Raw genomic sequence first — 24827 nt, 5'->3', positions numbered from 1 at the left:
CCCCACATAGTATATAATCAATAATCATATTAACAATGTTAATATGATTATTGATTATATACCTTATTCTGTTATTTGTAAAATGTTTCTAAATAAAAAACACCCTGTAATTTTATTGTTTAAAATTACAGGGTATTTCTACTTTATATTTCATAAACAAACTTTGTACTATTTTACAACTACATCTTAATTCGTTTTAAAATCTTCTGTCTTACCTTCTTTCATCTCATAATAATACGAAGGTAATTCTATATTATGTTCTAAAAGGTAATCCTCAATTAACGAAATAATCACTTTCAACGTTTTCAAACGAGCGAATAATTTATCGTTACTCGCGATAATTTGCCATTTCGCATTTGGTCTATTTGTTTTTTCAAACATTTCTTCCATTGCTTCAACATACTCGTCCCATTTTTCACGGTTACGCCAATCTTCATCTGTAATTTTCCATCTTTTCAAAGGATTGTTCTCTCTATCTTTAAACCTCTTTAATTGTTCATCTTTACTAATATGATAGAAGAACTTCCCGATTATATAATGATCATCTGTTAATAGTTTTTCAAAATCGTTGATCTCGTCATACGCTCTCGTCCACTCTTCCTTTGTAGCAAAACCTTCAACACGCTCCACTAACACACGGCCGTACCATGAGCGATCAAAAATAGTAATTTGCCCATACTGAGGTAGCTTCCGCCAGAAACGTTGCAAGTAATGGTATCGTTTTTCATGAGGTGCTGGTGCTCCAATTGGATTTACTTGAAACCCACGCGGATCAAGGTGTTCCGTCACTCGTTTAATCGCCCCACCTTTTCCAGCCGCATCCCAGCCTTCCATAACGAGCATAACTGCAATTTTTTCTTCTTTTACAATTTGCTGCAACGCTAATAAGCGCCTTTGATATTTTTCAAGTTTCTTATTGTACTTAGATTTCGATTCAATTCTTTTCGTTACATCTACTTTAGCAAGAACTCCATTTTCCATAAAACAAATCCCCCTTGTTGTATGACAATGTTATTTTAACATATCCATTGGGATTTTTTTCAAATTGAAATTTTTTTCAAAAAACAATCTCTACTTTTTTTATATCGATAAATTAACTTCACCAATATACTTTTAAGCACACCTATTATTAATTACAAAAACAAAAAAGGAGACTATGCAAAAAAATCTCTACACAGTTTCCTTTTTTAAGATATATGTCGCTTACTTAGAAAGACTAACAATAAAAATAGGAACTCCATCGATTCATCATACTACAAACGAATAACAGGCGGAATACCTCCTTCTGGTAAAAAATAAGAAAATACTGTAAATCCAATGATTAACATTGAAAATAATGTAATTATAATTCCACCTGGTAATGTTAGAAAAAGAGTATTCGGCCTTCTCTTCATAGAGAAAATCATCGAGTATACCCCCAGAAGAAGACTTATTATAGCAATAGTCACATAAACAACTACTGCATACCATGGATTGAGTTCTAATAAAACACCAGAAATAAATATATACAAAAATAATAATTGTAGAAAAATACTGCTTCCCATACTTACGAGTTCTTTCAATATATCCTCCCCCTAAATCGCATGGTATATTATCTCAAAAAGAGAAGAAAATAACAAACAAATTCATTAAAGAATGGGAGCTCTCAAAAAATGAAACGAAAAATATTAACTCTCTTTACACTTATATGCTTAGCACTACCAATACAAGCTAGTGCATACACATTTCAATCACTACCAATTGCATCAAAGTCTAAACAGTGGTATATCGAAATTGATAAATCTCATAACGTAAACAAGCAAGCAATCCAGCCAAAACAAGGTGTATTTGATACATATAGTTTACTCGTAAAAAACATCGGTCATGATGTATCAAACGTATCCGTGGAAATACTTGATAACAATCCTACCTCTAAAGCTACCTTTAAACCTACTACACCTAATGAAAATATTTCTAAAAGTCATACAAGCTTTGACTACATGGTATTCCCATTAGACTTTAATAGCCATAATTTTAAAGTTGTGATTACTTGGGAAGAAAAGAACTTTTCTTACAACGGCCATCCAGTAAATGAAAGTAAAAAACTGAAACAAACATTTGTATTTAATGAAGAGTAAGCCCTAATTTAATTAGGGCTTACTCTTCATTTACAAAACCAGTTTGAATGGCTTCTGTCACTTCTTTTGTGATGTCCAGTTTTGTTGCATCGGTGCTAATTTTCTTATGCCAAATATGCACGGAAGGCTTTTCGTTACAAAAATGTTTTATTAATACTAGTTGATTATATGCTAGCTTATTTTCTCTATGGGTAGCAATATAGACTGTGAAATTTTTTGCTTCAAAGATCTTTTCCTGCAAAGTATATTGGTTGTCCCATTCCTTTGCGACTATATCGTTCAAATTTTTTATAAGCATATAAGTCGTTCCCACCTTCCCTTATATCATCAATCAAATCTTCGAATACTCGGCACACATAATGCTACTCCAATTGTTACAAGTACTAAAATAGCTAATGTTATAATCGTTATCTCGCCACCTATGACAGTAGCTAACCATCCTACAACTACATAACCTAGTGGCAATAAAGCAAATGAACCTAACATATCAAGGCTTGCCACTCTTCCAAATGCTTCTTCTGGCACGAGCTCTTGTAAACTCGTTTCCCAAATGAGTCCAAATATCATCATACCGAACCCTTCAATTGCCATTAATACAATTAAAACAGGTGCCCAAGTAATGAACGGCATTATTAAAAGCGCACAACCACTTATTAAAACACCACCATAGGCAAGTATTCCCCGCTTATACCACCGTTCTCTCCCGCCGAATATTAGCGCAGCAACTACAGCTCCAACACCAGAGGATGCCATTCCTAATCCATACACATATGCTTCAAAATGATGATGAACATTAAATAACCATGGAATTAATACGACGATAATTCCTGCATAACAAATATTGATGAAAGAAAAGACTAAAATTGTAATCCATAGCCACGGATGACTTTTTAAAACAAAAACACCTTCCATAAACTCTTGTTTATAATCGACTTTTTTCTTTTCAATAGGTTTTACTTTTTTAAACTTTATTTCTCTTAAAAATAATAAACAAAAAAATGATAGCAAATATGTTACTGCATCTAGTCCAAACCCTATTCCGGCAGATGCAACTGAAACGATCAATCCTCCAAGAGCCGGTCCAATTAGTCGTATACCTTGATTGCTCATTTGCGTTAATGCATTAGCTGCATTTCGAATTTCTGGTACAAATACTTTCGCTCTTACAGCCGCATATGCTGGCTGAAATATCCCTTCCATAAGTCCATATAATGCTACAAGTACATATAGAAGTGGAATTGTTAAAACATCCATAAATATAAGTATTGCAAGTAATAGCATTAATACGCAGCGAATTATATCTGTAAATAACATTACTTTCACCCGATCCATTCGATCTACTACTAATCCAGCAAACGGTAACGCAAGAATATTAGGAAGCATGTACATTGCCATAGTCATTCCCATTACAACTGTTGAACCAGTTAATGAATACACAACGACTGGCAAAATAACCATCGTTATCGAACTACCTAAAGTCGAAAGCAATTGCCCGATCCATAAAAATTTAAAATGTGGTGACGCTTTAACCGGCAATAACAATTTACCGATATAACTTAAACTTTTCTCTGTTGGTATTTCTCCTTGCATATACCTCTCCTCTTTTCAAATTAAGTTAACAATAAAACAAAAACAGAAAATTCAATCTTCAACACTTTTAATTATATATGAAACGGTTTAATTATTGGTAAAAACATAAAAAAGAAACTCATACTGAATCTAAAAATATTACATGTTAAATATAAATAAAAAAGGTGTTTTCATAAGTGAAAACACCTTTTTTATTTATAATTTTAAGTTCTTCTTCAATGTCCAATATTTTTCTTGCGCATTTTCAAATGAAAATTCTACCCAGCCATTTGGATCTTCACGATATACATTTACTTTTGTACCATTTTCTAGTTTTCCAACTTCATTTTGTGTCACATTTGGTACACTCTTAATTGGATTGTTAAACGGGAATGGAACTTGATAGTAAGATCCTACCGATTGGACAGTAGCTTTTGCATCTTTTGCATAATCTGTATAAGGAATCGCTTCACTTAATACTTCTACATTTAATGTATTAGGGTTTTTCGGTAGTCGTTTTGCATTTTGGTAATCTGCTTTATTAAAAGGCTTAATGCGTTCCATGATATTAGCGATTTTCCCAGCCCATGCTGTATCTGTTGAATACATAACATTCATTGCTGGCAATGTGTAACCTTTGAAATATCTTGCACCATCTTCTAAGTAGTTCTTTTTTACATAATCAGCGTTATATGAAATACTTAGTCCGTATGACGGTAAATATTTTGCATATGCAAATGGATCACGATCATATGCTCTTAAACCAAATAAATTATGTTTACGATATGCAATTTCTGATTTACCGTAACCAGATTCTAAGATTGCATGTGCAGCTAAGTATAGTGCATTCACACCATACTCATTTTGCGCTTTAATAAAGTCTTGTCCAATTCCAACTAACGGGCTATCTGGATGGAATCTTTGAATATAATTATCAATCTCTTGCGCTGTTACGTTAGATGGTAATGTCACATCTAGATTAATATATGATGGTTGTTCAACAGGAACATCCTTTTTTATTTGCATCGCTTTATATAAAAGTTGTGCATAGCCTTCACGCGTTAATACACCTGATGGATCAAATCCTCCAAGTCCATTCCCTGCCGCTACACCATTAGATTGTAATGCACTAATTGCTTCCTTTGCCCACCAATATGTTGCATCTATATCATCAAATGTATGTGGTGCTTTTACTTCTAATTTAAATGCTTTTTGCAAAATAACAGACATTTCAGCACGGGTTAATGATTCTTTCGGTCTAAACGTTCCTTTATCATCACCTACGAAAATCCCCATATCTGTTAATGCTAAAATTTCCTTTGGGAACATTGTCGTTCCTGCACTAATATCAGAGTATGGATTTTTATAATCACTTTTTGCTTCTGGTTTTAATGCGCGATACATTAATGCTGCTACTTGCTCACGAGTTACAACATCTCCGAAGCCGAATTTACCATTATCGTAACCTGCAATAATCCCTTTTGACGTTAAATCATTAATTGCTTCAAGTGCCCAATGATTTTTTGGAACATCTGGAAATTCTTTTGTAGATGCAAACGAAGTTGCTGGAGCCATCACTACTTGAAGCGCGACTGTCACTGCTAACACATTAGAAATAACTTTTTTCATAAATTTTTTAACACGTTTTTTATATGCTTGTCCCGTGTTAACTTGCCTCCCTTTATCGTATAATTTTCCCTATTAAACTAACACACTCTTAAATAGTCAACAGTAAAAGTATACGTGATAAAAATCAACTAATCTACCATTATTTTATTTATAATCAACATAATACGATATATCTTTTTATTTCGATACAAAATTACATAAAATCACATAAAAAGCCCATCTCTATGTAGATGATGGACTTAGCAATCAATATTGTTATTTAGCTAAACGATATTTTTCAACATCGAAACCTTTCCACTCATAATAATCTAAAATCCCAGCATAAACTGCCTCAGCAGCAATTTGTCTTCCTGATTCAGTAGCTAATTTACCATTATCTATATCATTATCAATAAAGGCAAGCTCTGTTAAAACTGCTGGTACTGTATTATTATTTACTACATAAAGTGAGTGATTGTCTTTTATATTTCTATCTCTTGTATGTAGTGCTTCTACTACTCTATTTTGAATTTTCTTTGCTAACACTTCACTATCCTTTTCAATCTGTGTCTCTTCTCCACGCTTGGATTTTTTATAATAATACGTTTCCGTTCCATGACCATCATGATTTTCAGAAGAATTTGCATGAATGCTTACAAATATATCTGCATTGTTCTCTTGACCAAATTTCACTCGATTCGCAAGAGATTCATTTTTGTTACTTCCTGGATTTCCATTCTCTTCACGTGTTAATAAAGCTTTTAAAGGTGTATTTTTTTCTAACAACTTCTGTAATCTTAAAGATGTATCAAATACGATTTTACTTTCCTCTACACCTTGCCCTGGATTCCCTGGATCAAATCCTCCATGACCAGGATCAATAATAACTACCTTTTCTACTAAAGGGTTACCTATTTTAAGAGAATCTGCCTTTTTTATAAATTGAGCTGCCTCTGCTTTAGTTAGAATTTTTTCGGGCTCCCATTTGTCACCAGTTCCAATAGAAATCCCTAATTCAACTAGAATGTTAGCTTTTGCTTTACCCCAACTTTTTTCTAGATCACTAAATTTAGTTGCTGGAGTACCATTTACTTTAGAATCTAATTTGTAAGCTTCTACAATAAGAGAGGCCATTGAAACTCGGTCAATTTTCCCAGTTGGATCGAATACGCCCGCTCCTTTCCCTTTTACAACGCCAGCTTTTTCTACAGCTGCGATGAATGGGGTATACCATTGGTTTTGAGAATCACCGAAAGATGGTTTAGCATTTTTATCGATTGGTAAGTTTAAGATTTGAGCCATCATTGTAGCTGCTTCTGCACGAGTGATTTCTTTTCCTGGCTCAAACATTCCTTTTTCGTTACCTGTAACTGCACCTTTCTCTACTAAATAGTAAATAGAGTCTTCTGCCCAATGTTTAGCTGGGACATCTGGAAATTTTTTCGTTTGCGCGAAACTACTAGATGAATAAAATAATATACTAGCTGCAATTACTCCTGCTGCGATTATTCTATTTTTCATAGAATATATTCCCCTCTCAAGTACGATGTATTGATGTAACAGACTAATTATAGTTCTGAAAATTAGTAATAGTCAATTGAAAATTGTATAATTTTGTATTATTATTGTATTTTTTGTCATACATAACTATAGTTAAAAACTATAAGATTTTATTAAGAGGAGAGATTCATATGAGCAACAATTGGAAAAATATAGAACACCGTATTTACACGATGTGTATGATTCAGCGGGATAACGAAGTACTGCTAATACAGCGCCCCGATCATCTAGGCTTCCCTGGCTACATCGCTCCTGGCGGAAAAGTAGATTTTCCAGAAAGTATCGTTCACGCTGCTAAACGGGAAGTAAAAGAAGAAACTGGATTACTTGTTTCAAATTTAAGTTTTAAGGGATTAGATGAATATGTAAATCCGAAAGAAAATGTTCGCTATATGGTATTCAATTATTGGACAGACTCATTTAAAGGCGAACTTCTTATGAATCCTCCAGAGGGCGAATTATTATGGGTGCCAATGGATACAGCATTAAATCTTCCTATGCAAAATTGGTTTAAAGAGAGATTCCCATTATTTTTTGAAAAAGGTACGTTTGAAATTCAACGTGTTTGGGATCGCGATTTAGATAAACAAGTTGCTATGACCCTTACCCATACGTAAAAAAGCTTGGAATCCCTCCAAGCTTTTCTTACTTCTCCTCCATTTTCTTAATCTCATAATCAATTTCTAAAAACTTAACTCCGAATATCCACATTCTATGTTTTGCTACTAATATTTGATCCTTGTTCTCTTTAATAATAAAAGTTTCTGCTAATGGTAAATGTATTGTAAAGAAACGAGTATGCAAATAAATACCCTCATCTCCCTTACCATTTCTTCTCAGCTTACTAGTAATAATTAAATTATTATTATCATTACGTAATTTTAAAACCCCCGTCATATTCGAATATGGTAGAGGCAATGTGATATTCATATATGTCTCATTCTTATACGTATGTTTTGAGTAAAGAGCTACAAAAATAGATGCTCCTGCTTCATTTTTCCTTAACCAAGCTCTTACATTCTCCCTTCCATCCTTCTCATCCATTATCCCTATGATAGAGCCGTGCATCGTTTCCCACTTGCCGCCCATTCCTAAATGTATTTGTCCTACACGCTTACTCATTTTCTCATAGCAAAATGCAAACGGGCGGAACCAGCGAGTCCATTTAATATGCGATTGTAATTCATACTCTGTTGTATTTTCATAAAAACGAATAATACTTACAGGAATCTTGGCCCTATCAAATATCCCACTATGGAAATCATTCATTTTATCAACTAAACCTTTGTATTCCTTGCTATCTATTACATTTCTGTTATGTAAAAATGCTTCACCAACTGTCGCCTTTCCTCTTAATCTGCTCATTGGTTTCCCGTAATATTTATAGTTCGGAACACTCTTTTCAATCATCCAGCCGACAAATGCCGGCAACGCTACTCCAATTCCATTCACAACACCGTGAATCCAAACCATTTGAGCAATTGTAATCGTCATTACATGTTTCAAATTCCCATACGAATATATGAGTGAGAACATAATTGTTACCATGAGTGTACTAGACGATATGACTAAGAGAATTTTTGCGCTGATAGCATTAAATTTCGTACGCCAAACATAAATTCCATAACCATAAATAGCGCATAAATATAGGAACACTGCAAAAAATTCAAATACCCTTGAGTACGTAATTCCAATCGCAACTGTCATAGGTGAAATAACGATGATAAACATAATCGCATCATATACTTTACTGCTCTTTTCTCTCTTTCGCCCTATTAAACCAGCTGATAATGGCAATAGAAATGCCGAATAATGAAAGTGTGCAGCTGTGAGTAAAACAATGTCAGAACTAAAGTGCATAATGGAGAGTTTTGATACAGAAGCAAAAAACCAAAAACCACCTAAAAACAAATATATAAACGCACTATCGACAGCCGTTTCTTCTAATGGCTTCCGTCCTCTTTCTAGTAATCTATTTATACCAAATAACGCAACCATTCCCGTATATACAAACCAAATTATCGCAAAGATATATTGATTTGTTACGAAAGTTAACATTGCACAAATCGCTGCTATCGGATATAAAAACGATACGGATTTATAAAATAATACATACGATCCATTTCGTGCTCTTTTATCAATAATACAAAAAGACATCGGTATACATAACAAAATAGATAATAAAATAATTGCTTCAACTGGGTTTACATTTGACCACTCACATATTAGAAAAATAATATAACAAGCAAGCCCAACTATTATATTTTTCATATCATTTATTTCCTCTCCACAAATGTTCCCCTATATGAAAATAATGAACCAATTAACGGATTGCATACTTGTACATGAATTCGAAAGCACTGTTTTGTTTCATCATAACTTTCTACAATGTTGGCCTCTCCGTATAAGAATCTAGGTAACGGGATTTTTCTTCTAAACATGTAAAACCATTGTTTCTTTGAAGAAATATGCATCGCCCCCATCTCATCAATATGAAAATTCAGTGTAGAAACAAGTATGTGTGGTTCACCAAAATAATCTAAAATTTCATTTTCATCGAATTTCATTACCGCATTAAAATATCTTTTCTTATTACGAAAGTAAAAAGTACGATTCCACCGCACAAGTTCATTTCCATGTTCATCTCGCTCAGCGGTATTATGTATTGTAAATGGCACTTTCTTCCCACGCTCAGGGAAAAACATTCGAAACTTCGATGCAATTTTTAATATCAATTTTACGAAAAAAGAACCTCCGTAAATTTCATCCATCTTTCCTTCTCCAGTAAAGCTATTTTCTTCTGTAATCTCATAGCGTTTCTGTAATTTTGGATGAAGTTTTTTATAAGAATCCCCTAATAGTCTTTCATACATATTAGCCATACATTATCCCTTTCTCTTCCTCTTGCAATTTTTTGCACTTGGTAAATCAAAACTATTCATATAACCGACAATCGATACCCCCATTAGTAAAACGTTTAATGTAATTGGATTAAACGGCTCTGTAAAGCTTACGATATTCGTAAATCCTGCCACTATCGTTAAAGCTATTAACATAAAAATATGTACGACAAATACTTTTCGCTTTTGAAATGGCAATAGCCATAGGACACCAAAAATAATTTCTAGCAATCCAATTATTTTAACTAAAAAAATACTATGCGCAGTTGAACCAATTATTACAGACAACATTTTTACTTCTTCTGAATGAGTAAACACTAGTTTGGGCACTATCCCTTGATACATCCATACAAAGGCAATTAATAAACATACGAGCCAATATGTCATTGTTTTTCTAATTAATAATCTAGGGTGAAGCCCCTTTTCTAACCATAATTTTAAAGCATCAAAACTCCAAGCAGTTGCCCAGCCTAATAACGGCCGAAACATATAGAAATCTATTACATTCCCTATACGACCATACCTCGTATCATAATCATATTGCGTCTCAAAATGAATATGTTCTTTACAGGGTGTATACTTCCAATAACCACGCCCTATTTGAATAAGAGATAATGTATTATCCGTCCAAAATTTTAAAGAAGAAATACGTTCTCCCGTTTCTTTTCTTATCTCACCTATCGATTCACCTTCTCCAGCTATTTCAAGTCCAAATCCAATCTTTGTTTTATATAAAAATTTCTGTGGTTCTCCTTCTTGTTTTTCTAAATACGAAATTTCAGTAAAGCGAGCATCCCATTCTGTATGTATATGTGGTTCTTGCGTGTATTCCCATAATTTCTCCATTGTTATGTTCATTTCTGCTGAAACATAAATAGGCTTTTTCCCTTTCATTCTTCCACCTCCAATGCACTATAATTTTAATGTACATGTAATAAATTTATTTTGCTACATTTTTCACAAACTTTCTCATAAAAAGATAGAATTTTTAAAATATATATAAAACACTTGATTCCTCGAAAAATTTAAATTATTATAAAACAAATGTTACCAACAACTTCATAAATCAAACACTCTCGCCTAAAACGTGAGATAGAGGTTGCGATACTTATGAGTATTTTAATGGAGACACAGAGATGTCTATGAAATTAGATGAAAGGAAGTATTGCCGAAATCGATATATTTCTCTGTATGTATCGATTGGGGCTGTTTTCGAATAGAAACAGAACTGTCATATGTACAGACGTGTACGTATGAAGAGCTATCTACAAAAAAGAGATATCATTTTTATGGTATTCCTTTTTTGGCGGTTTTTTTATTAGCTCCGTTTTCTGTTTCCCTTTTCCTGTAACAGCACCATCCTCACTTATTTGAGATGGTGTTTTTTGTTTTTCTCTGGTAACTACAGGAATATTGGGATTTATATATGTCCTAATCTATTCTTAAAAATGGATGAAAGAAGGAATTCGTAATGGAAACGATTGTACAAAAATTTGGTGGCACTTCTGTCGGAAGCGTTGAACGCATTCAACATGTAGCAAATTTAATTATTGAAGAATATGAAAGAGGACATAGTATCGTCACTGTCGTTTCGGCAATGGGAAAAAGTACAGATGAACTTGTCGCACTCGCTAACGCGATTACAGAAAATCCGAGTAAACGCGAAATGGATATGCTTCTATCAACAGGAGAGCAAGTGACTATTTCATTATTAACGATGGCACTACAAGCAAAAGGTTATAACGCAATTTCATTAACAGGATGGCAAGCTGGTATTACGACAGAATCTGTACATAATAGTGCACGGATTACTGACATTCATACAGATCGAATTCAATCTTATCTTGCTGAAGGTACGATTGTTATCGTAGCTGGCTTCCAAGGCGTTAGTGAAAACCATGAAATTACAACGCTTGGACGCGGTGGTTCTGATACAACTGCTGTTGCATTAGCTGCTGCACTGAACGCAAAAAAATGTGATATTTACACAGATGTGACCGGCGTATATACGACGGATCCACGAGTTGTAAAAGATGCTTATAAATTAGATGAAATTTCTTATGACGAAATGTTAGAACTTGCAAATCTCGGTGCTGGTGTATTACACCCGCGTGCTGTTGAGTTTGCTAAAAATCATAATGTCATTTTAGAAGTTCGCTCAAGTATGGAACAAGAAAATGGAACAATTGTAAAAGGAGAATGTAACATGGAACAACAATCAATCGTTAAAGGTATTGCATTTGAAGATAATATTACACGTATCACATTGAAAGGATTGGAACATGGCTCGCTTTCAACAGTTTTCGCTACATTAGCAGCGGCACATATTAATGTAGATATCATCATTCAAAGTATTACAAATGAAGGAACTGTTCATCTCTCCTTCTCCATCCATTCTAATGATTTAAAAGAAACATTAGAAGTATTGGAACAAAATCAAGAGGCACTTCACTATGAATCAGTAGAATATGAAAATCATTTAGCAAAAGTATCAATTGTAGGATCTGGTATGGTATCTAATCCAGGTGTTGCTGCGAATATGTTCACTACTTTAAAAGAAGAAGATATTCATATTAAAATGGTAAGTACATCAGAAATTAAAGTGTCTGTCGTTATTGACCGCCTGCATTTAGTAACAGGTGTCGAGGCGCTGCATCAATCATTTATGGCGAAAATTGAGCCTTTAGTGCAGATGATCTAATTTTATATGTTCAGTAACACATAAAAAAAAATCATATTAATCTACTTCCTTCCTAATTAAACAAAAGCTGTTCGTTAACAAGATGCTATATGACATAAAAAAACACCTTGTCACATTTTCCTATACTGTGACAAGGTGTTTTTGAATGAAAGGAATTTGTAACTACTTAGTAGTATAATTATGAGCATGATTAAATAATAAACTTTTATACATAAGGAGATAAGACTATGGCAAACAACAAATTACTACGAATGGACAATATCAGCATCGTTGTAGAATCTCTTGATAACGCAATCTCTTTCTTCGAAGAGATTGGATTAAAACTAGAAGGACGCGCTACTGTCGAAGGTGAATGGGCTGGTCGCGTAACCGGACTCGTTTCTCAGTGCGTGGAGATTGCTATGATGGTAACCCCAGATGGCCATAGCCGAATTGAACTTTCGCGATTTCTCACACCACCTACTATAGCAGATCATCGAACAGCTCCTGTAAATGCCCTCGGTTATTTACGCGTCATGTTCACCGTTGAGGACATTGACGAAATAGTATCCAGACTTACTAAGAATCATGGTGCTCAGCTCGTTGGCGAAATAGTTCAGTACAAGGATTCGTATCGACTCTGCTACATTCGTGGAACGGAAGGCATTTTAATTGGTTTAGCAGAAGAACTTGGTAACAAGTAAGTAATGTTTTACTGAAGTAAAAATATTTGAAAAAACTTTACGCTTAATAAAACTTAGATTTTGAACCCCGTCCTAGCTTTAGAACGGGGTTATGCTTGTTTGGACTTTTTAACATACTATTAATATCTCAAAATTATTATAAAACAATTCAGTTGCATGTTGTACTCTTTCCTAGGAAATATAACTGATTCTTCTCACTTTTTATCATATATGTGACATTATACATTTCGCTAAGCAAAATTAAATTATCAATATCCGGACAGCTTTTATCATGTTCCCACTTATACACAGCTTGCCTTGTCACACCAATTTTCTTAGCAACATCTTCCTGTGAAAACCCTTTTGACTCTCGTAATCTTTTAAGTTGTTGTCCTAAGCTCATAACGTCCCCTGGTTTAAAATTCTTATAAAAATCTATAAATTGTTGGCGAACCAAGTCAAATGCCAACTACCGAAAAGGAATCTCACCTTTTTCCTGTCCGTAAGGGTTGTGACCTTTTCATCCACCTATTGTGAAAGAATGACGGCAGGTTCCTGTTAGGAACGATCTGTCCTTACATACTACCATTCATCCAAGTCAGTAGTATGCAAGAAGTTATAAGAAATAAACCAGTTCCCCCCTTCTCATTTAAATTTTAAATACGAATTGTTGATTGCTCATATAAACAGTTTTGTGAAGAATGCTCCACAATTTCCAATTGTGATATTCTTTCCAAGTTTGAATTGTTTGTAACCATTTTTTATATACTTTTTTCGTATTCTTTTTACTTTCTTCCATGGAAGCAACAAGAATACGCAGTTTTGTTGTAATTTGGTTTTTTAATAATAATATAATCTCTTTTGGTACTTTTTCTTGCAATTCTAATCCACGTCTTGCGATCGTGAATGCGGCTGCTTCATGAACGCTAATACCGAAATTTTTACTGTATTTTAATTTTCCAATCACACTTGTATAAGCGGGGTTTACTGTTTTAATAGAAAATCCGTTACGAAGAGCCATACGAATTAAACTGTTCAACATCTTTTTATACGTAAATTGATGGAAATTACGATTACTGTATGTATCAGTATCATGAGATTGTTGAAACTTTAAATCTTCTAAAACAATTCCACCTACATTGTTTTCCAATAACCATGTTTTAATTTGTTGTACGATTTGTCCAATTATCGTTGCGCGTTTGTTTGTTGAAAACGTATTCAGATTGTGTAGATAAAAAATTTTTGAACCTTTAAAATTACCTTGTTTTGTACATAAACTAACTGCAATGCGGTCCGGATTCACATCAATTCCTGCAATTACATCTGATTGTGGTGTTTCCTTGAAATCTAGTACACGACCTATTTCTGTTTCATCAAACGTAATATTTACATAAAATTCATTTTGTTTACGAATGATTTCTACACTATATTTTTGATGCTCTATAATCGGTTTTCCTTTTGGATTTACACCGATTTGCTTTCCCATAACGACATTTGTGATTTGATGATAAAAATGATATGGAATGATAATCGGAACTTTGATTCGTGGGCTTTTTGTTTTTCCATTTGTTCGTCCTAATGGATTTGCAATTTCTAACCATCCTTGCCCGCAGTCATCAACTGTAATGCGCATGTTCAAATTCCCTTTTTTGCTTTTATCTCCACGAGAATATAATTGTCGTGTCCGCAAATCTTTCCATTCTTGATTGGATATCTTGTTTTTCATTCTTTCATAGAAATTTTTCCGCCCACCAAAAATAATAGGAGGTAATGTTTTATTTTTAATATGTTTTGCATACGTTTCAATTTTTTGTTCTAATTTTTGTTTTCGTTTTCTTAAACCAATTAAACAAGTTTCTAATGAAACTTGTTTAGGTCTTTTTTTGCCGCGTTCATAATCATCTATTTTTTGTAACATCTTTTCTAACTTTTTTTGATTGTTTTCTAGGTAAACAGGAAGAAGTTCTTTTTGAGAGAAAAGGATCGTTTGCGCTTGTAAAATTGCATCTTCACAAAAACGTTTATTTAACAAATATTTAGGTTGTAGTTTTTTTATCAATTCTTTCTCGTTTTCGCCCTCAATCAAACGATTAAAACTATATCGTTTTGCACTTTCGAACGTACGAATCAAAGTAATTAAATCTTCCGTTTGTTCTTTTGTAATAGAATTGATTTTACAAGTACGTGTTGTTTTCATCCTTTTCCCCCTTTTCATCACCTGAAAATATTATAGGTTGAATTCTGTAAAATATAAAACCTGTAATTGTAAATTTTTATAGTTTTTTATAGATTCTTATTTACTGTTATTAACTCCTTTAACAAATTACGACATAATAGGAGATAAAAAAGAAAGAAACTATTGGTACAATCCACTGTAAACCACTCGTTTACACAATAAAAAAGAGAGAATAACTCTTTGAGTTATTCTCTCTCTTCTATTAAAATAGATGAATGTTTTCCTTCTTGCAAGCTTCACGTAAATCGTCAGGCCATACAGAAGATTGAACTTCACCGATATGTGCTTTACGTAAGAAGTACATGCACATTCTTGATTGTCCAATACCACCGCCAATTGTTAATGGTAGTACGTCTTCTAAAATACCTTTATGGAAATCATACTCACGTTTGAAGTCTTCACCTGTTTTCGTTAACTGCTCATCAAGTGATTTACTATCAACACGAATTCCCATTGATGATAATTCGAATGAAGATTGTAATACTGGGTGCCAGAATAAAATATCACCGTTTAATTTCCAATCATCATAATCAGCTGCGCGTCCATCATGCTTTTCACCTGAACGAAGTGCATCACCAATTCCGATAATGAAGACAGCACCGTGTTCTTTTGCAATTGCATGTTCACGATCTTTCGGTGTTAATTCTGGATATTTATCTTCTAATTCTTGAGAAGTAACGAAAACAATTTCTTCCGGTAAATACTTTCCAAGGAACGGATATTTTTCAAATAAGTGATCTTCTAAATCTTTGAATATTCCATAAATTGTTTGTACTGTTTTTTGTAAGTATTCAACAGTACGCCATTCTTTTTGAACGATTTTTTCCCAATCCCATTGGTCAACATAAATGGAATGCGTTGCATCAAGTTCTTCATCACGACGAATCGCGTTCATGTTTGTATATAAACCTTCACCAGCTTCATATCCGTATTCATGTAATGCAAATCGTTTCCATTTCGCTAGTGAATGAACAATTTCTAATTCTTCTCCTGAATGTAACATATCAAATTCAATTGGACGTTCTACACCGTTTAGGTGATCGTTTAATCCTGATTTTTTCGTTACGAATAATGGTGCAGATACGCGGAATAGTTCAAGGCGTTTTGCTAATTGGTCCTCGAAAAATGTTTTAACTTCCTTAATTGCGATTTGAGTCTCTCTTACTGTCATTAATGATTGATACATGGTGGTTTCCTCCTAAAATGTTTGGATGTTGTGAAAAGAAGCCAACAAAAAAAGCCCTTCTTTCCCAAAAAACTGGGACGAAAGGCTTTGGTTCCGCGGTACCACCCAAATTAGCAACAGAGGTTGCTCACTTATACAATACGGAGATGAAATATCTCGATACTGTTCTTCTTGTAACGGCGAAGTTCCCGGCTAAGTCTACTTTCCTATAAAGGATTTCGGTTAGCAACTCCAGGAGGTTCTTCATAATAGGCTTCGTATCAGGCTCACACCACCCCTGACTCGCTTAAACTACGTCCTACTACTACTCGTCCTTTCATAGTCGTTTTGTTGTCACATCTCTGAAACATTTTATTAATGATTATTCTATACAAAAAATAAAGAAAGTCAACAAAAAGTTTTAAAATATTTTTCAATTCTTTATTTTACGGCTTTATTGATTGTTGTTAATTTAACATCTTTACTTTTTCTGCCTCGTCAATCCAAAAAATGTTTCACTGACTGAAACTAACGTATACACAATAATTAATGTGATCGTTCGGAATATAGAATCCGCAGTATTTCGTATTATTTTCATTTTCTTTGTAATTCCTTTCAGTTTACGTGCAAATTCGTGTTATACTATAGCATTCAAGCAGTTTATTTTTACTTAAAGCAATCATAGTCATTTATAAAGAGTATGTTCTAAATCATTGACTATTATCAAATAAGATTTTTATATAACGGAGTGATCATATGAGTAAAACGAAAGCAAAACCGAAAAAAGGTGTAGGACAAGGTACAGGAAGTAAAGGATGGAACCGTTGGCAATCAAGTGCAAAGAAGAAGGCAGCTGCCAAGCCATATAAAAGTAAAGGGAATAAAAAGTAAATTCTGTATTATCTCTTTACTTTGTTCAAAACAAATTATAATTATTACACGAAAAAAGCTATGCTCTCATACATGTGAAAGCATAGCTTTTTTATTAAATCATTAAAATATCTCGTATTTCTTCCTCCGTGATTGATGATAATTTCTCTTCTCCCGGCTCAATCACTTCAGCAATTAAATGTTTCTTACTTTCTTGCAGTTCATGCATTTTTTCCTCGATTGTTCCGTGTGCTACTAATTTAATAACTTGTACCGTATTTTTCTGTCCCATCCGATATGCCCGATCTGCTGCTTGTTGTTCAACAGCTGGATTCCACCATAAATCGTATAATATAACCGTATCGGCACCCGTTAAGTTAAGCCCCGTACCACCAGCTTTTAAAGAAATGAGGAATAGATCCCCTTCTCCTTCGTTAAATCGATTACATAGTTCTACACGTTCTTGCGAAGGTGTATTTCCGTCTAAATAAAAGTATGGAATCGCTTGACGATTTAATTCACGACCAATAATGGACAGCATCTTCGTAAATTGAGAAAAGATTAAAATTCTCTTACCAGTACTTCTACATTCCTCTAATATGTCTAACAGTTGCTCAAATTTAGCTGAACTTCCCTTGTAATCATCAACGAATAAAGCGGGATGACAACAAATTTGTCGTAATCTCGTTAAGCCGGCTAAAATTCTAATTTTATTTTTACGTAACGTATCTTTGTCTAAATGTTTTAACGTTTCTTCCCTTAATTTCGCTAAATAAGCAGCATATAGTCTCTTTTGATCTGGTAATAACTCCGATGACTGTAAGTGCTCTATTTTATCTGGAAGCTCCTGTAATACATCTTCTTTTAGTCGTCTTAATACGAACGGTTTTACGCGCTTCGCAATATCTTCACGCCTTAAATCACCGAATTCTTTTCTTCCTGGTAATAATTCTGGAAATACGACGTGAAAGATAGACCATAGCTCTTCTAATGAATTTTCTACAGGCGTTCCCGTTAGTCCGAAACGATATTCAGCTTGAATTGTTTTCACTGCTCTTGCAGTTTGCGTTGTCGGATTTTTAAACGCCTGTGCTTCATCCAGAAATAGTGTGTGAAACGGCCTCGCATACGATCTTACATCTCTTCTCAGTAATGGATATGACGTAATGACGACATCAAATTCCGCTACGTCTTTTAAAATTTTTCGTCGTTCTGTTTGATTTCCATCTGCAATAACCGCTCTAATATGCGGCGCGAATTTTTTCAACTCGCTTAACCAGTTGTAAACTAGAGACGATGGAGAAACGACTAATATAGGCAGCTTCTTCTCTCGAATTTCAGACAGAACAGAATCTATATAAGCAATACTTTGCAGCGTTTTTCCAAGTCCCATATCGTCTGCTAAAATACCGCCAAAACGGTAATAGGCGAGTGTCTTCATCCACTCAAATCCGTATACTTGATACTCTCTCATTACAGCATGTAAAGTTTGTGGCACTGTAAACTTTAATTTTTTCGGATTTTGAATACTTTCCACTAGATCTTGCACAGACTCATCTAAACTTAAAACATTACCTTCATGAAGTCCGTTCATCCATTTTACACTTCGAATGAGCGGAACATTCACTTCTTCCCCACGTAAAAATTCTTTTCGAATACCTGATTCTTTTACAAACTGATTAATTTCATTAAACTCTTTACTCTCTAGTGATAATAAAGAACCATTCGCTAGTCGGTAATATTTGCGTTTCTCTTCCAGAGCCACTAACACACCTTTAATTTCCGCTTCCGGTATTCCTTTTATATCAAAACGAAATGATAACCAATCAATTCTTTCTTTTCTTCTCACTCTAATAAGTGGCGCTGTATCCCCTTTATGAATACGTAATTTGATTGCTGTTGTCGCGTAAATATCAACTAAACCTTTTAACGTTGGAACGATGTGATATAAAAAGTTATACTCAGCTTCTTCATTATGCATAAAGTAGCCACCTTCTGTTTTCGCAAAAGCACTTTCACTCATAATGTCTAAAATCTCTTTTTCCTTTTTCTCATCACGATTAAAAACAGAAGGTTGCCCGTCTTCTTCTAGCGGATTTATCACGACGTTTCCATAATGGAATTCGAGCCCTGCTAGCAAACGATTTTTTACTCGATCTAAATACAGCTTTGCTTTTAGCAACGGCGTTTCAACACGATCGGATATTACTTCATCAATGCGCACTGTTCCAAGTTTCATTAATCCAGGCACAACTTTCGCTACGAAATGTTCCATCTTATTTTCAGGAATATAAAACTGATTGCTATTTGAGCGACTCATCATCTTTTGTAATTCAATAAGTCGCATACAATCTTCCATGGGTAAATGATATAATTTCCCATCGTAAAGAGCGTTGTTATACATCTCCATAACTCGAACACGATTTAGACCGTCTATATGAAGGGTAAACCCGCCATTATTCCCTTTCGTAAACTCAAAATGTAATGGCAATAACCCTTTTGAAATGTGTAATCCCTGAAACAGTTGCTCATTTTGTTTTAGCTGTACATACTCGGCTCTAGAAAGTGCAGAGAGCATATCATTCCACGAAGCTGGCGGTATAAATATCATACTTTCATCTTGTTTCGCATGTACTTCTAGTGCATCTTCATACATTTTTTCATTATGATATATTTTAATGAGTTGTTGTATAATCGCGTCTGTTTCTTGTTTAAAACTGTGTACATCTGGCGTATATGTAAATTCATTGGAACAATGAAAAGTCTCTCTCTTCTCCACTTTAGAAAGAAATTCTCTAATATGATTTATAAAATATGTTTTCGCAAGTTTTAACTGAATTCCAAGAAGAGCCCCACCGCTTTTCGTCGCTACTGGTAAACATATAAACGCAACATCTAATATTTCACGTGTATCAAACCGATGTTGTTTACTTTTTGGCCTCAGTGGTTTATCTGCAAACAACTGAAACATCCCGTTTGTTAATTGATCATTTCTGCTACTAACAGAGCCCATTCCACCCGTTTGCTGGTTATAATTTATTTGTATCAATACAGCTGCAACATGTTGACAGTACGTTTGGAAAGATGCTAACGAAGGACAACTACATCTCGCAACAACATCACCTTTCTTAGCTTTTTTTACTGTAACATGGAAATCCTCGTTCCCTTTTACCGTCGCCTCACAAATTTCTTTCGTTTCATCATAGTAATTCACGATTACTTTATTTGATTTATAATAAGCTTCGCCTCTTTTATATGAGGTTTCTCCGCATACTTCTTTAATAATCGATTTATTTAATGTAAAACTCATTGTTTTGACACTTCCTTAATGTAAAACCATTTTCTCTTACTTAACATTTTACATGCTTCACGAGAAAATATAAAATGTTGATTTAACAAAAAAAGATGCTTATTTATAAGCACCTTTTCACTCTATCTCCATCAGTCGTTTCGCCTCAAAATACAACACTTGAATAAATTTTTTCGTATTAATTCGTATATGGCCAGAAGTCGCTACCCCATCCTTTGTCATTTCTGTCATCCGTTTTCTAACTACAGTGAAATCAAAAAACTTCGGAGCATAACTTTCAAATTTCGGATTTGAAAAGTCTGTTAGTCCAAGGGAAGCTAAATGATTTAATGATTGATAAATTGCTCTTCTTACACGTTGTTCAGATGCTTTTCTCTCTTTCTCTATATCTGCATCTGAAGCTAGTTCCCCTAATTTTTTTACTGTTATTTGGTGAAAGATATCTTTTAAAGCAGGAAATCCAAACTCAAATGTTTGCGCCTTTTCTTGTCCATATAAATATTCCAGCATACTAAGTAAATCTTTACTTCCATTCTCTCCCGCAATACCGAGTTCTGATAGTAAGAAGCGTCCTGAATCTGATATCTTTTTCCCTTCTTGCACTGTTTCACTACGCATTTGCGGCTTTTCCCACTGAAACACATTATTCAATGATTTTTGAATGTCATATATAGAACGTTCCAAACGAATACGTTCTATCACTTTTCGTACAACAGATACTACTTCTATTTTGTTTAGTGGTTTTGTAATATAATATTCCACACCAAGTGTATATGCCTCACCAATGAGCTGCTTCGATTCAACTTGGGAAATCATAACAATTTTCCCAGTAAATGAAGATGCTATATGGCGAACTGTTTCAATGCCGTCTCTCATCGGCATTAGTAAATCAATAAATAAAATGTCCACTTTTTTATAATTTAACTGTTCTGCTTCAATAAACGCTCCATCTTCCGATTCTCCAATTACTTCCCCAAGATCGCCATCCTCAATAATTTGCGAAAGCATCGAACGGAAAACTTCATCATCATCTACAATATAATAAAACAAACCTATTCCCCTTCCCGCTTTAAACTGCACTCCGGTAAACAAACGATAAACTTACACCCGTTCCCATTTTCATTGTCTTCTAACCTTACTTCTCCGCCGAGCTCTGTTACCATTTCATCTATGTAAGAAAGTCCAATACCTGTGGACGGTGTTCCTGTTTGATCATACTTTGAAGTAAACCCGGGCTTAAATACTAATTTCTTATACTTTTGTGCAATACCAGGGCCATCGTCAATCACTTCAAAGATTACATTTTTTTCTCGTTTATATAACTTAATACGAATGAGACCTCTATCTTCAATTGCTTCAACTGCATTCGCAACTAAGTTATTAAAAATTGATAGCACTGTATACACGTGATATGCAGCGTGTTCACCTTCTATATGTTTAGAAAAACGTATATCTTTCTCTAACATTTCAGCATACTTTTCATTTATTCTTACAATCATTTCTGTAAGCTCATGACCTTCTACATACTCAGCCACATTTTTATCTAATAACAGTTTAGATAATCCTGCAAAAATCCTTTGATTATCCTTTTTTATTTCGTGCACTTCTCCTGCTATTTTCAATGCTGTTTTACTGCTGGAATCATCATTCGCTTGTAAATTCCGATATAATTGATACGCTTCTTGTGTAATTAATTCTGCATTTTGTAACGTTTTTTTCAAATGAACAGATTCTACATATAAATTTGAAAGGTGCATGAACATTTTTTCATTTTCTTTTCGAACTTGTGATTCTTTTAATTTCGTTTCATATAAATTCATCATATTTAAAAAGCCAAGTGCAAAGAAGCTACGGAAAATAGCAATAATGATGAGTTTATTTACTTCAGAAATTGTTATTGTTGTACCTAGTACTAACATGTGATAAAACGCAAGTTCCGACATACTTGCAACAATTTCAATTGAAATTCCAAGGCACCCAATAACAATTGGCTTCTGATGAAACTTATTCACCCTACAAAGTGAAAAAAGACTTCCATAAATAAAATAATAAAAGAACACAGGATAACGCAAATAAAATGATTCTGTCATATGAAATGAGCCTTGCATGACCCAGTCAAGGCATACGCGGAATAAGACTACACATATACCGACAAGAATACCTGCAGCAGCTGCTGGTATTCTTCTTAAAAATAGTAATAAAAAGAAGAATAACGGCGTCCCAAAGCTAACCCGAAACGTATCATTAAAAGGATGAAAATTAAGCTCTCCTGCAATCGGAACAACTACCATTAATATAATTAAAAGGGATATATCTTTCTTCCATAATTGATTCCAACTCAAAGGTGCCACTTCCTATACTCTTTTTTTCAGTAATAAAAGTGAAAGCCCGCTTATATTATAAACGGGCTTTATTTCTATATTCTAACCTTTTCTACCGCTTTTATTTGGCGATACTCAGGCTCCCAGATTGCTTCTTTCACTGCAATCTTAATATCGTTATCACTTAAGTTCTCTCTAGCTACACCTTCTGCAACAGCAACTTTCGCTACTTCAATTGCTACCATTTCCGAGATATTACGTAATTCTTCAACTTCTGGCAAAATAGGTGCTCCTGGCTGACTTGTGTCCACCATACTTGCAACTGCTTCAGCTGCTGCTGCGAACATTCCATCCGTCATAACGCTTGCACGTACGACAATTGTTCCAAGACCAAGACCTGGGAAAATAAGTGCATTATTTGATTGTCCAATCACATACGTTACACCGTTATATGTAACTGGTTCAAATGGACTTCCTGTTGCAACTAACGCTCTTCCTTCTGTCCACTTGATTAAATCCGCTGGTTTTGCTTCAGCAAGTGGCGTCGGGTTCGACATCGGTAAAATGATTGGTCTTTCTACGTGAGAAGCCATTTCTTTAACAATCTCTTCTTTAAATGCGCCTGCAACAGTTGATGTACCGATTAAAATTGTCGGTTTTACATGTTTCACAACTTCAGCAAGTCCGATTACACCATTTTGCTTCCACTCACTTACTTCCGCTTCTTTTCTTGCATACGGAATTTGGAAATCAAGAAGATCTTTCATATTATCTGTAACTAATCCGTTACGATCAATACACCAGAAACGCTTATACGATTCTTCTTCTGATACACCTACGCGGACCATTGCATCTCTAACTTGATCTGCGATACCGATTCCAGCCGTACCAGCACCAAATACAACAACGCGGTGTTCACTTAGTGGTACACCCGAAGCTTTCACTGCCGATAGCACAGCAGCAAGTGAAACTGCACCTGTACCTTGAATATCATCATTAAACGTACAAATATCATGACGATATTTATCTAGAATTTTTCGTGCATTTCTAGAACTAAAGTCTTCCCAATGTAAAAGTGCTTTCGGGAATTGGTTACTTACCGCTTGTACAAACGTATCAATAAATTCATCGTAAGCTTCACCAGTTATACGAGGATGACGATTTCCAATATAAAATGGATTGTCTAATAATTCTTCACGATTTGTACCTACATCTAAAATTACCGGTAATACGCGGCTAGGATCGATTCCAACTGCTGCCGTATAAACAGCTAATTTTCCGATTGCGATGTTAATACCACCAACGCCCCAGTCACCAATTCCTAATATACCTTCTCCATCTGTTACAACGACTAAATCAATATTTTCTGCTGTTGCACCAATATTGGCAAACGCTTCTTCAATACCTGACGGATCGTTAATTGATAAATACACACCTCGTGGTTTACGATATTCATGACTATATCTTTGAATCGCTACACCAACAGTTGGTGTATATACGATTGGTAACATTTCGCGTAAATGATCTGTTAAAATACGATAAAATAATACTTCATTTCGATCATGTAACGCTGTTAAGTATACATTCTTTAATAAATCATCCGGCTGAGAACAAAATTGTTCGTATGCTCGGCGTGCTTGTTCTTCCAATGTTAAAACTGCTGGCGGTAATAACCCTTTTAAACCTAATTCTTCTCTTTCTTCTTGCGTGAAAGCGACCCCTTTATTTAAAAGCGGTGTTGATAATACTTCTACTCCTCTTAATGTCGTTTCTAATGAACCATTAGAAGCTACTGTAAACTTGCTCAT

At 34.4% G+C, this 24827-nt stretch carries 20 protein-coding genes, 1 pseudogene, 1 riboswitch and 1 other annotated feature; of the genes and pseudogenes, 5 read left to right on the top strand and 16 right to left on the bottom strand.

The features are described 5' to 3' along the window. Window positions 1-186: 186 nt before the first annotated feature. Both MR070_RS06680 and MR070_RS06675 read right to left on the bottom strand, forming a co-directional pair. Window positions 187-981 carry a polyphosphate kinase 2 family protein gene (locus tag MR070_RS06680; protein WP_242260857.1) on the bottom strand — a complete coding sequence of 265 codons (795 nt, stop codon included), beginning with the start codon at window positions 979-981 and terminating at the stop codon, window positions 187-189. A 272-nt stretch (window positions 982-1253) separates the two neighbouring features. Then, window positions 1254-1562: an alpha/beta hydrolase gene (locus MR070_RS06675; RefSeq protein ID WP_242260855.1), complete on the bottom strand. Its 309-nt coding sequence runs from the start codon at window positions 1560-1562 to the stop codon at window positions 1254-1256. Window positions 1563-1652: 90 nt separating this feature from the next. On the opposite strand from MR070_RS06675, the gene MR070_RS06670 reads away from it, so the two are divergent. Beyond that, window positions 1653-2117, top strand: coding sequence for a hypothetical protein (locus MR070_RS06670; protein ID WP_000823325.1), 465 nt, complete (start codon window positions 1653-1655; stop codon window positions 2115-2117). Between the two features lie 19 nt (window positions 2118-2136). Here MR070_RS06670 and MR070_RS06665 read toward each other — a convergent pair whose 3' ends face one another. The 4 genes from MR070_RS06665 to MR070_RS06650 all read right to left on the bottom strand — a co-directional run bounded on the left by MR070_RS06665 (window position 2137) and on the right by MR070_RS06650 (window position 6815). Then, window positions 2137-2415: a hypothetical protein gene (locus MR070_RS06665; protein ID WP_000905834.1), complete on the bottom strand. Its 279-nt coding sequence runs from the start codon at window positions 2413-2415 to the stop codon at window positions 2137-2139. A gap of 29 nt (window positions 2416-2444) precedes the next feature. Then, entirely contained in the window at window positions 2445-3707 is a 1263-nt protein-coding gene (locus MR070_RS06660; RefSeq protein ID WP_242260853.1) for an MFS transporter, read from the bottom strand. Window positions 3708-3902: 195 nt separating this feature from the next. Further along, window positions 3903-5315 carry an S-layer homology domain-containing protein gene (locus tag MR070_RS06655; protein ID WP_048551857.1) on the bottom strand — a complete coding sequence of 471 codons (1413 nt, stop codon included), beginning with the start codon at window positions 5313-5315 and terminating at the stop codon, window positions 3903-3905. Window positions 5316-5570: 255 nt separating this feature from the next. After that, window positions 5571-6815, bottom strand: a complete 1245-nt coding sequence (locus MR070_RS06650) for an N-acetylmuramoyl-L-alanine amidase (protein WP_242260851.1) — start codon at window positions 6813-6815, stop codon at window positions 5571-5573. A 170-nt stretch (window positions 6816-6985) separates the two neighbouring features. Between MR070_RS06650 and MR070_RS06645 the strand changes: the two genes are divergently transcribed. Next, window positions 6986-7471: an 8-oxo-dGTP diphosphatase gene (locus MR070_RS06645; RefSeq protein WP_242260849.1), complete on the top strand. Its 486-nt coding sequence runs from the start codon at window positions 6986-6988 to the stop codon at window positions 7469-7471. A 28-nt stretch (window positions 7472-7499) separates the two neighbouring features. On the opposite strand, the gene MR070_RS06640 is transcribed toward MR070_RS06645, so the two are convergent. Genes MR070_RS06640 through MR070_RS06630 form a run of 3 tightly spaced genes read right to left on the bottom strand, consistent with a single transcriptional unit; the run spans window position 7500 to window position 10648 of the window. Further along, on the bottom strand, window positions 7500-9125 hold the full coding sequence (locus tag MR070_RS06640; RefSeq protein WP_242260848.1) for a YndJ family protein: 1626 nt from the start codon (window positions 9123-9125) through the stop codon (window positions 7500-7502). 5 nt (window positions 9126-9130) lie between these two features. Further along, a complete protein-coding gene (locus MR070_RS06635; protein WP_242260846.1) occupies window positions 9131-9736 on the bottom strand; it encodes a DUF4166 domain-containing protein in 606 nt (201 codons plus the stop codon). 3 nt (window positions 9737-9739) lie between these two features. Continuing rightward, window positions 9740-10648: a DoxX-like family protein gene (locus MR070_RS06630; RefSeq protein ID WP_242260845.1), complete on the bottom strand. Its 909-nt coding sequence runs from the start codon at window positions 10646-10648 to the stop codon at window positions 9740-9742. Window positions 10649-10839: 191 nt separating this feature from the next. After that, window positions 10840-11026: riboswitch (Lysine riboswitch) on the top strand. Window positions 11027-11225: 199 nt separating this feature from the next. Here MR070_RS06630 and MR070_RS06625 point away from each other — a divergent pair. Further along, complete coding sequence (locus MR070_RS06625) at window positions 11226-12455, top strand: aspartate kinase (protein ID WP_242260843.1); 1230 nt, start codon at window positions 11226-11228, stop codon at window positions 12453-12455. Window positions 12456-12682: 227 nt separating this feature from the next. Then, entirely contained in the window at window positions 12683-13138 is a 456-nt protein-coding gene (locus MR070_RS06620) for a VOC family protein (protein ID WP_242260841.1), read from the top strand. A gap of 187 nt (window positions 13139-13325) precedes the next feature. Here MR070_RS06620 and MR070_RS06615 read toward each other — a convergent pair. The 3 genes and pseudogenes from MR070_RS06615 to asnA all read right to left on the bottom strand — a co-directional run. Then, window positions 13326-13520, bottom strand: a pseudogene (locus tag MR070_RS06615) (helix-turn-helix domain-containing protein); the annotation flags it as partial. Between the two features lie 246 nt (window positions 13521-13766). Continuing rightward, the gene (locus MR070_RS06610) at window positions 13767-15314 is read right to left on the bottom strand and encodes an IS200/IS605 family accessory protein TnpB-related protein (protein WP_242260840.1); all 1548 of its coding nucleotides are present in this window, start codon (window positions 15312-15314) and stop codon (window positions 13767-13769) included. A 241-nt stretch (window positions 15315-15555) separates the two neighbouring features. Further along, window positions 15556-16539 (bottom strand): aspartate--ammonia ligase, encoded by a 984-nt coding sequence (asnA, locus tag MR070_RS06605; RefSeq protein WP_000284917.1) that lies wholly within the window; start codon window positions 16537-16539, stop codon window positions 15556-15558. 70 nt (window positions 16540-16609) lie between these two features. Further along, window positions 16610-16868: a binding site (T-box leader), on the bottom strand. Window positions 16869-17274: 406 nt separating this feature from the next. Between asnA and MR070_RS06600 the strand changes: the two genes are divergently transcribed. Further along, window positions 17275-17409, top strand: a complete 135-nt coding sequence (locus MR070_RS06600) for a DUF3934 family protein (protein ID WP_061657016.1) — start codon at window positions 17275-17277, stop codon at window positions 17407-17409. A 94-nt stretch (window positions 17410-17503) separates the two neighbouring features. Here the strand turns inward: MR070_RS06600 and MR070_RS06595 are convergent, their stop codons facing one another. From MR070_RS06595 to malS, 4 genes are all read right to left on the bottom strand, one after another. After that, on the bottom strand, window positions 17504-20698 hold the full coding sequence (locus MR070_RS06595) for an SNF2 helicase associated domain-containing protein (protein ID WP_242260838.1): 3195 nt from the start codon (window positions 20696-20698) through the stop codon (window positions 17504-17506). Window positions 20699-20815: 117 nt separating this feature from the next. Next, window positions 20816-21748, bottom strand: coding sequence for a response regulator (locus MR070_RS06590; RefSeq protein ID WP_242260836.1), 933 nt, complete (start codon window positions 21746-21748; stop codon window positions 20816-20818). A gap of 2 nt (window positions 21749-21750) precedes the next feature. Continuing rightward, window positions 21751-23049 carry a sensor histidine kinase gene (locus MR070_RS06585; protein ID WP_080559663.1) on the bottom strand — a complete coding sequence of 433 codons (1299 nt, stop codon included), beginning with the start codon at window positions 23047-23049 and terminating at the stop codon, window positions 21751-21753. A 65-nt stretch (window positions 23050-23114) separates the two neighbouring features. Next, window positions 23115-24827, bottom strand: a complete 1713-nt coding sequence (gene malS / locus MR070_RS06580; protein WP_070807288.1) for an oxaloacetate-decarboxylating malate dehydrogenase — start codon at window positions 24825-24827, stop codon at window positions 23115-23117.

Source organism: Bacillus cereus group sp. BfR-BA-01453 (assembly GCF_022662915.1).
Taxonomy (GTDB): domain Bacteria; phylum Bacillota; class Bacilli; order Bacillales; family Bacillaceae_G; genus Bacillus_A; species Bacillus_A paranthracis.
Note: the sequence above shows the minus strand (reverse complement) of the source record. Positions and strands in the feature narration are given on the sequence as shown.

Bases quoted from the DNA above. Each gene is read 5' to 3' on its own strand.
- MR070_RS06680 (WP_242260857.1), bottom strand. From the start codon at position 981: ATGGAAAATGGAGTTCTTGCTAAAGTAGATGTAACGAAAAGAATTGAA.
- MR070_RS06635 (WP_242260846.1), bottom strand. From the start codon at position 9,736: ATGGCTAATATGTATGAAAGACTATTAGGGGATTCTTATAAAAAACTT.
- MR070_RS06640 (WP_242260848.1), bottom strand. From the start codon at position 9,125: ATGAAAAATATAATAGTTGGGCTTGCTTGTTATATTATTTTTCTAATA.
- MR070_RS06630 (WP_242260845.1), bottom strand. From the start codon at position 10,648: ATGAAAGGGAAAAAGCCTATTTATGTTTCAGCAGAAATGAACATAACA.
- MR070_RS06620 (WP_242260841.1), top strand. From the start codon at position 12,683: ATGGCAAACAACAAATTACTACGAATGGACAATATCAGCATCGTTGTA.
- MR070_RS06625 (WP_242260843.1), top strand. From the start codon at position 11,226: ATGGAAACGATTGTACAAAAATTTGGTGGCACTTCTGTCGGAAGCGTT.
- MR070_RS06600 (WP_061657016.1), top strand. From the start codon at position 17,275: ATGAGTAAAACGAAAGCAAAACCGAAAAAAGGTGTAGGACAAGGTACA.
- malS (WP_070807288.1), bottom strand. From the start codon at position 24,827: ATGAGCAAGTTTACAGTAGCTTCTAATGGTTCATTAGAAACGACATTA.
- MR070_RS06645 (WP_242260849.1), top strand. From the start codon at position 6,986: ATGAGCAACAATTGGAAAAATATAGAACACCGTATTTACACGATGTGT.
- MR070_RS06665 (WP_000905834.1), bottom strand. From the start codon at position 2,415: ATGCTTATAAAAAATTTGAACGATATAGTCGCAAAGGAATGGGACAAC.
- MR070_RS06655 (WP_048551857.1), bottom strand. From the start codon at position 5,315: ATGAAAAAAGTTATTTCTAATGTGTTAGCAGTGACAGTCGCGCTTCAA.
- asnA (WP_000284917.1), bottom strand. From the start codon at position 16,539: ATGTATCAATCATTAATGACAGTAAGAGAGACTCAAATCGCAATTAAG.
- MR070_RS06610 (WP_242260840.1), bottom strand. From the start codon at position 15,314: ATGAAAACAACACGTACTTGTAAAATCAATTCTATTACAAAAGAACAA.
- MR070_RS06650 (WP_242260851.1), bottom strand. From the start codon at position 6,815: ATGAAAAATAGAATAATCGCAGCAGGAGTAATTGCAGCTAGTATATTA.
- MR070_RS06670 (WP_000823325.1), top strand. From the start codon at position 1,653: ATGAAACGAAAAATATTAACTCTCTTTACACTTATATGCTTAGCACTA.
- MR070_RS06595 (WP_242260838.1), bottom strand. From the start codon at position 20,698: ATGAGTTTTACATTAAATAAATCGATTATTAAAGAAGTATGCGGAGAA.
- MR070_RS06660 (WP_242260853.1), bottom strand. From the start codon at position 3,707: ATGCAAGGAGAAATACCAACAGAGAAAAGTTTAAGTTATATCGGTAAA.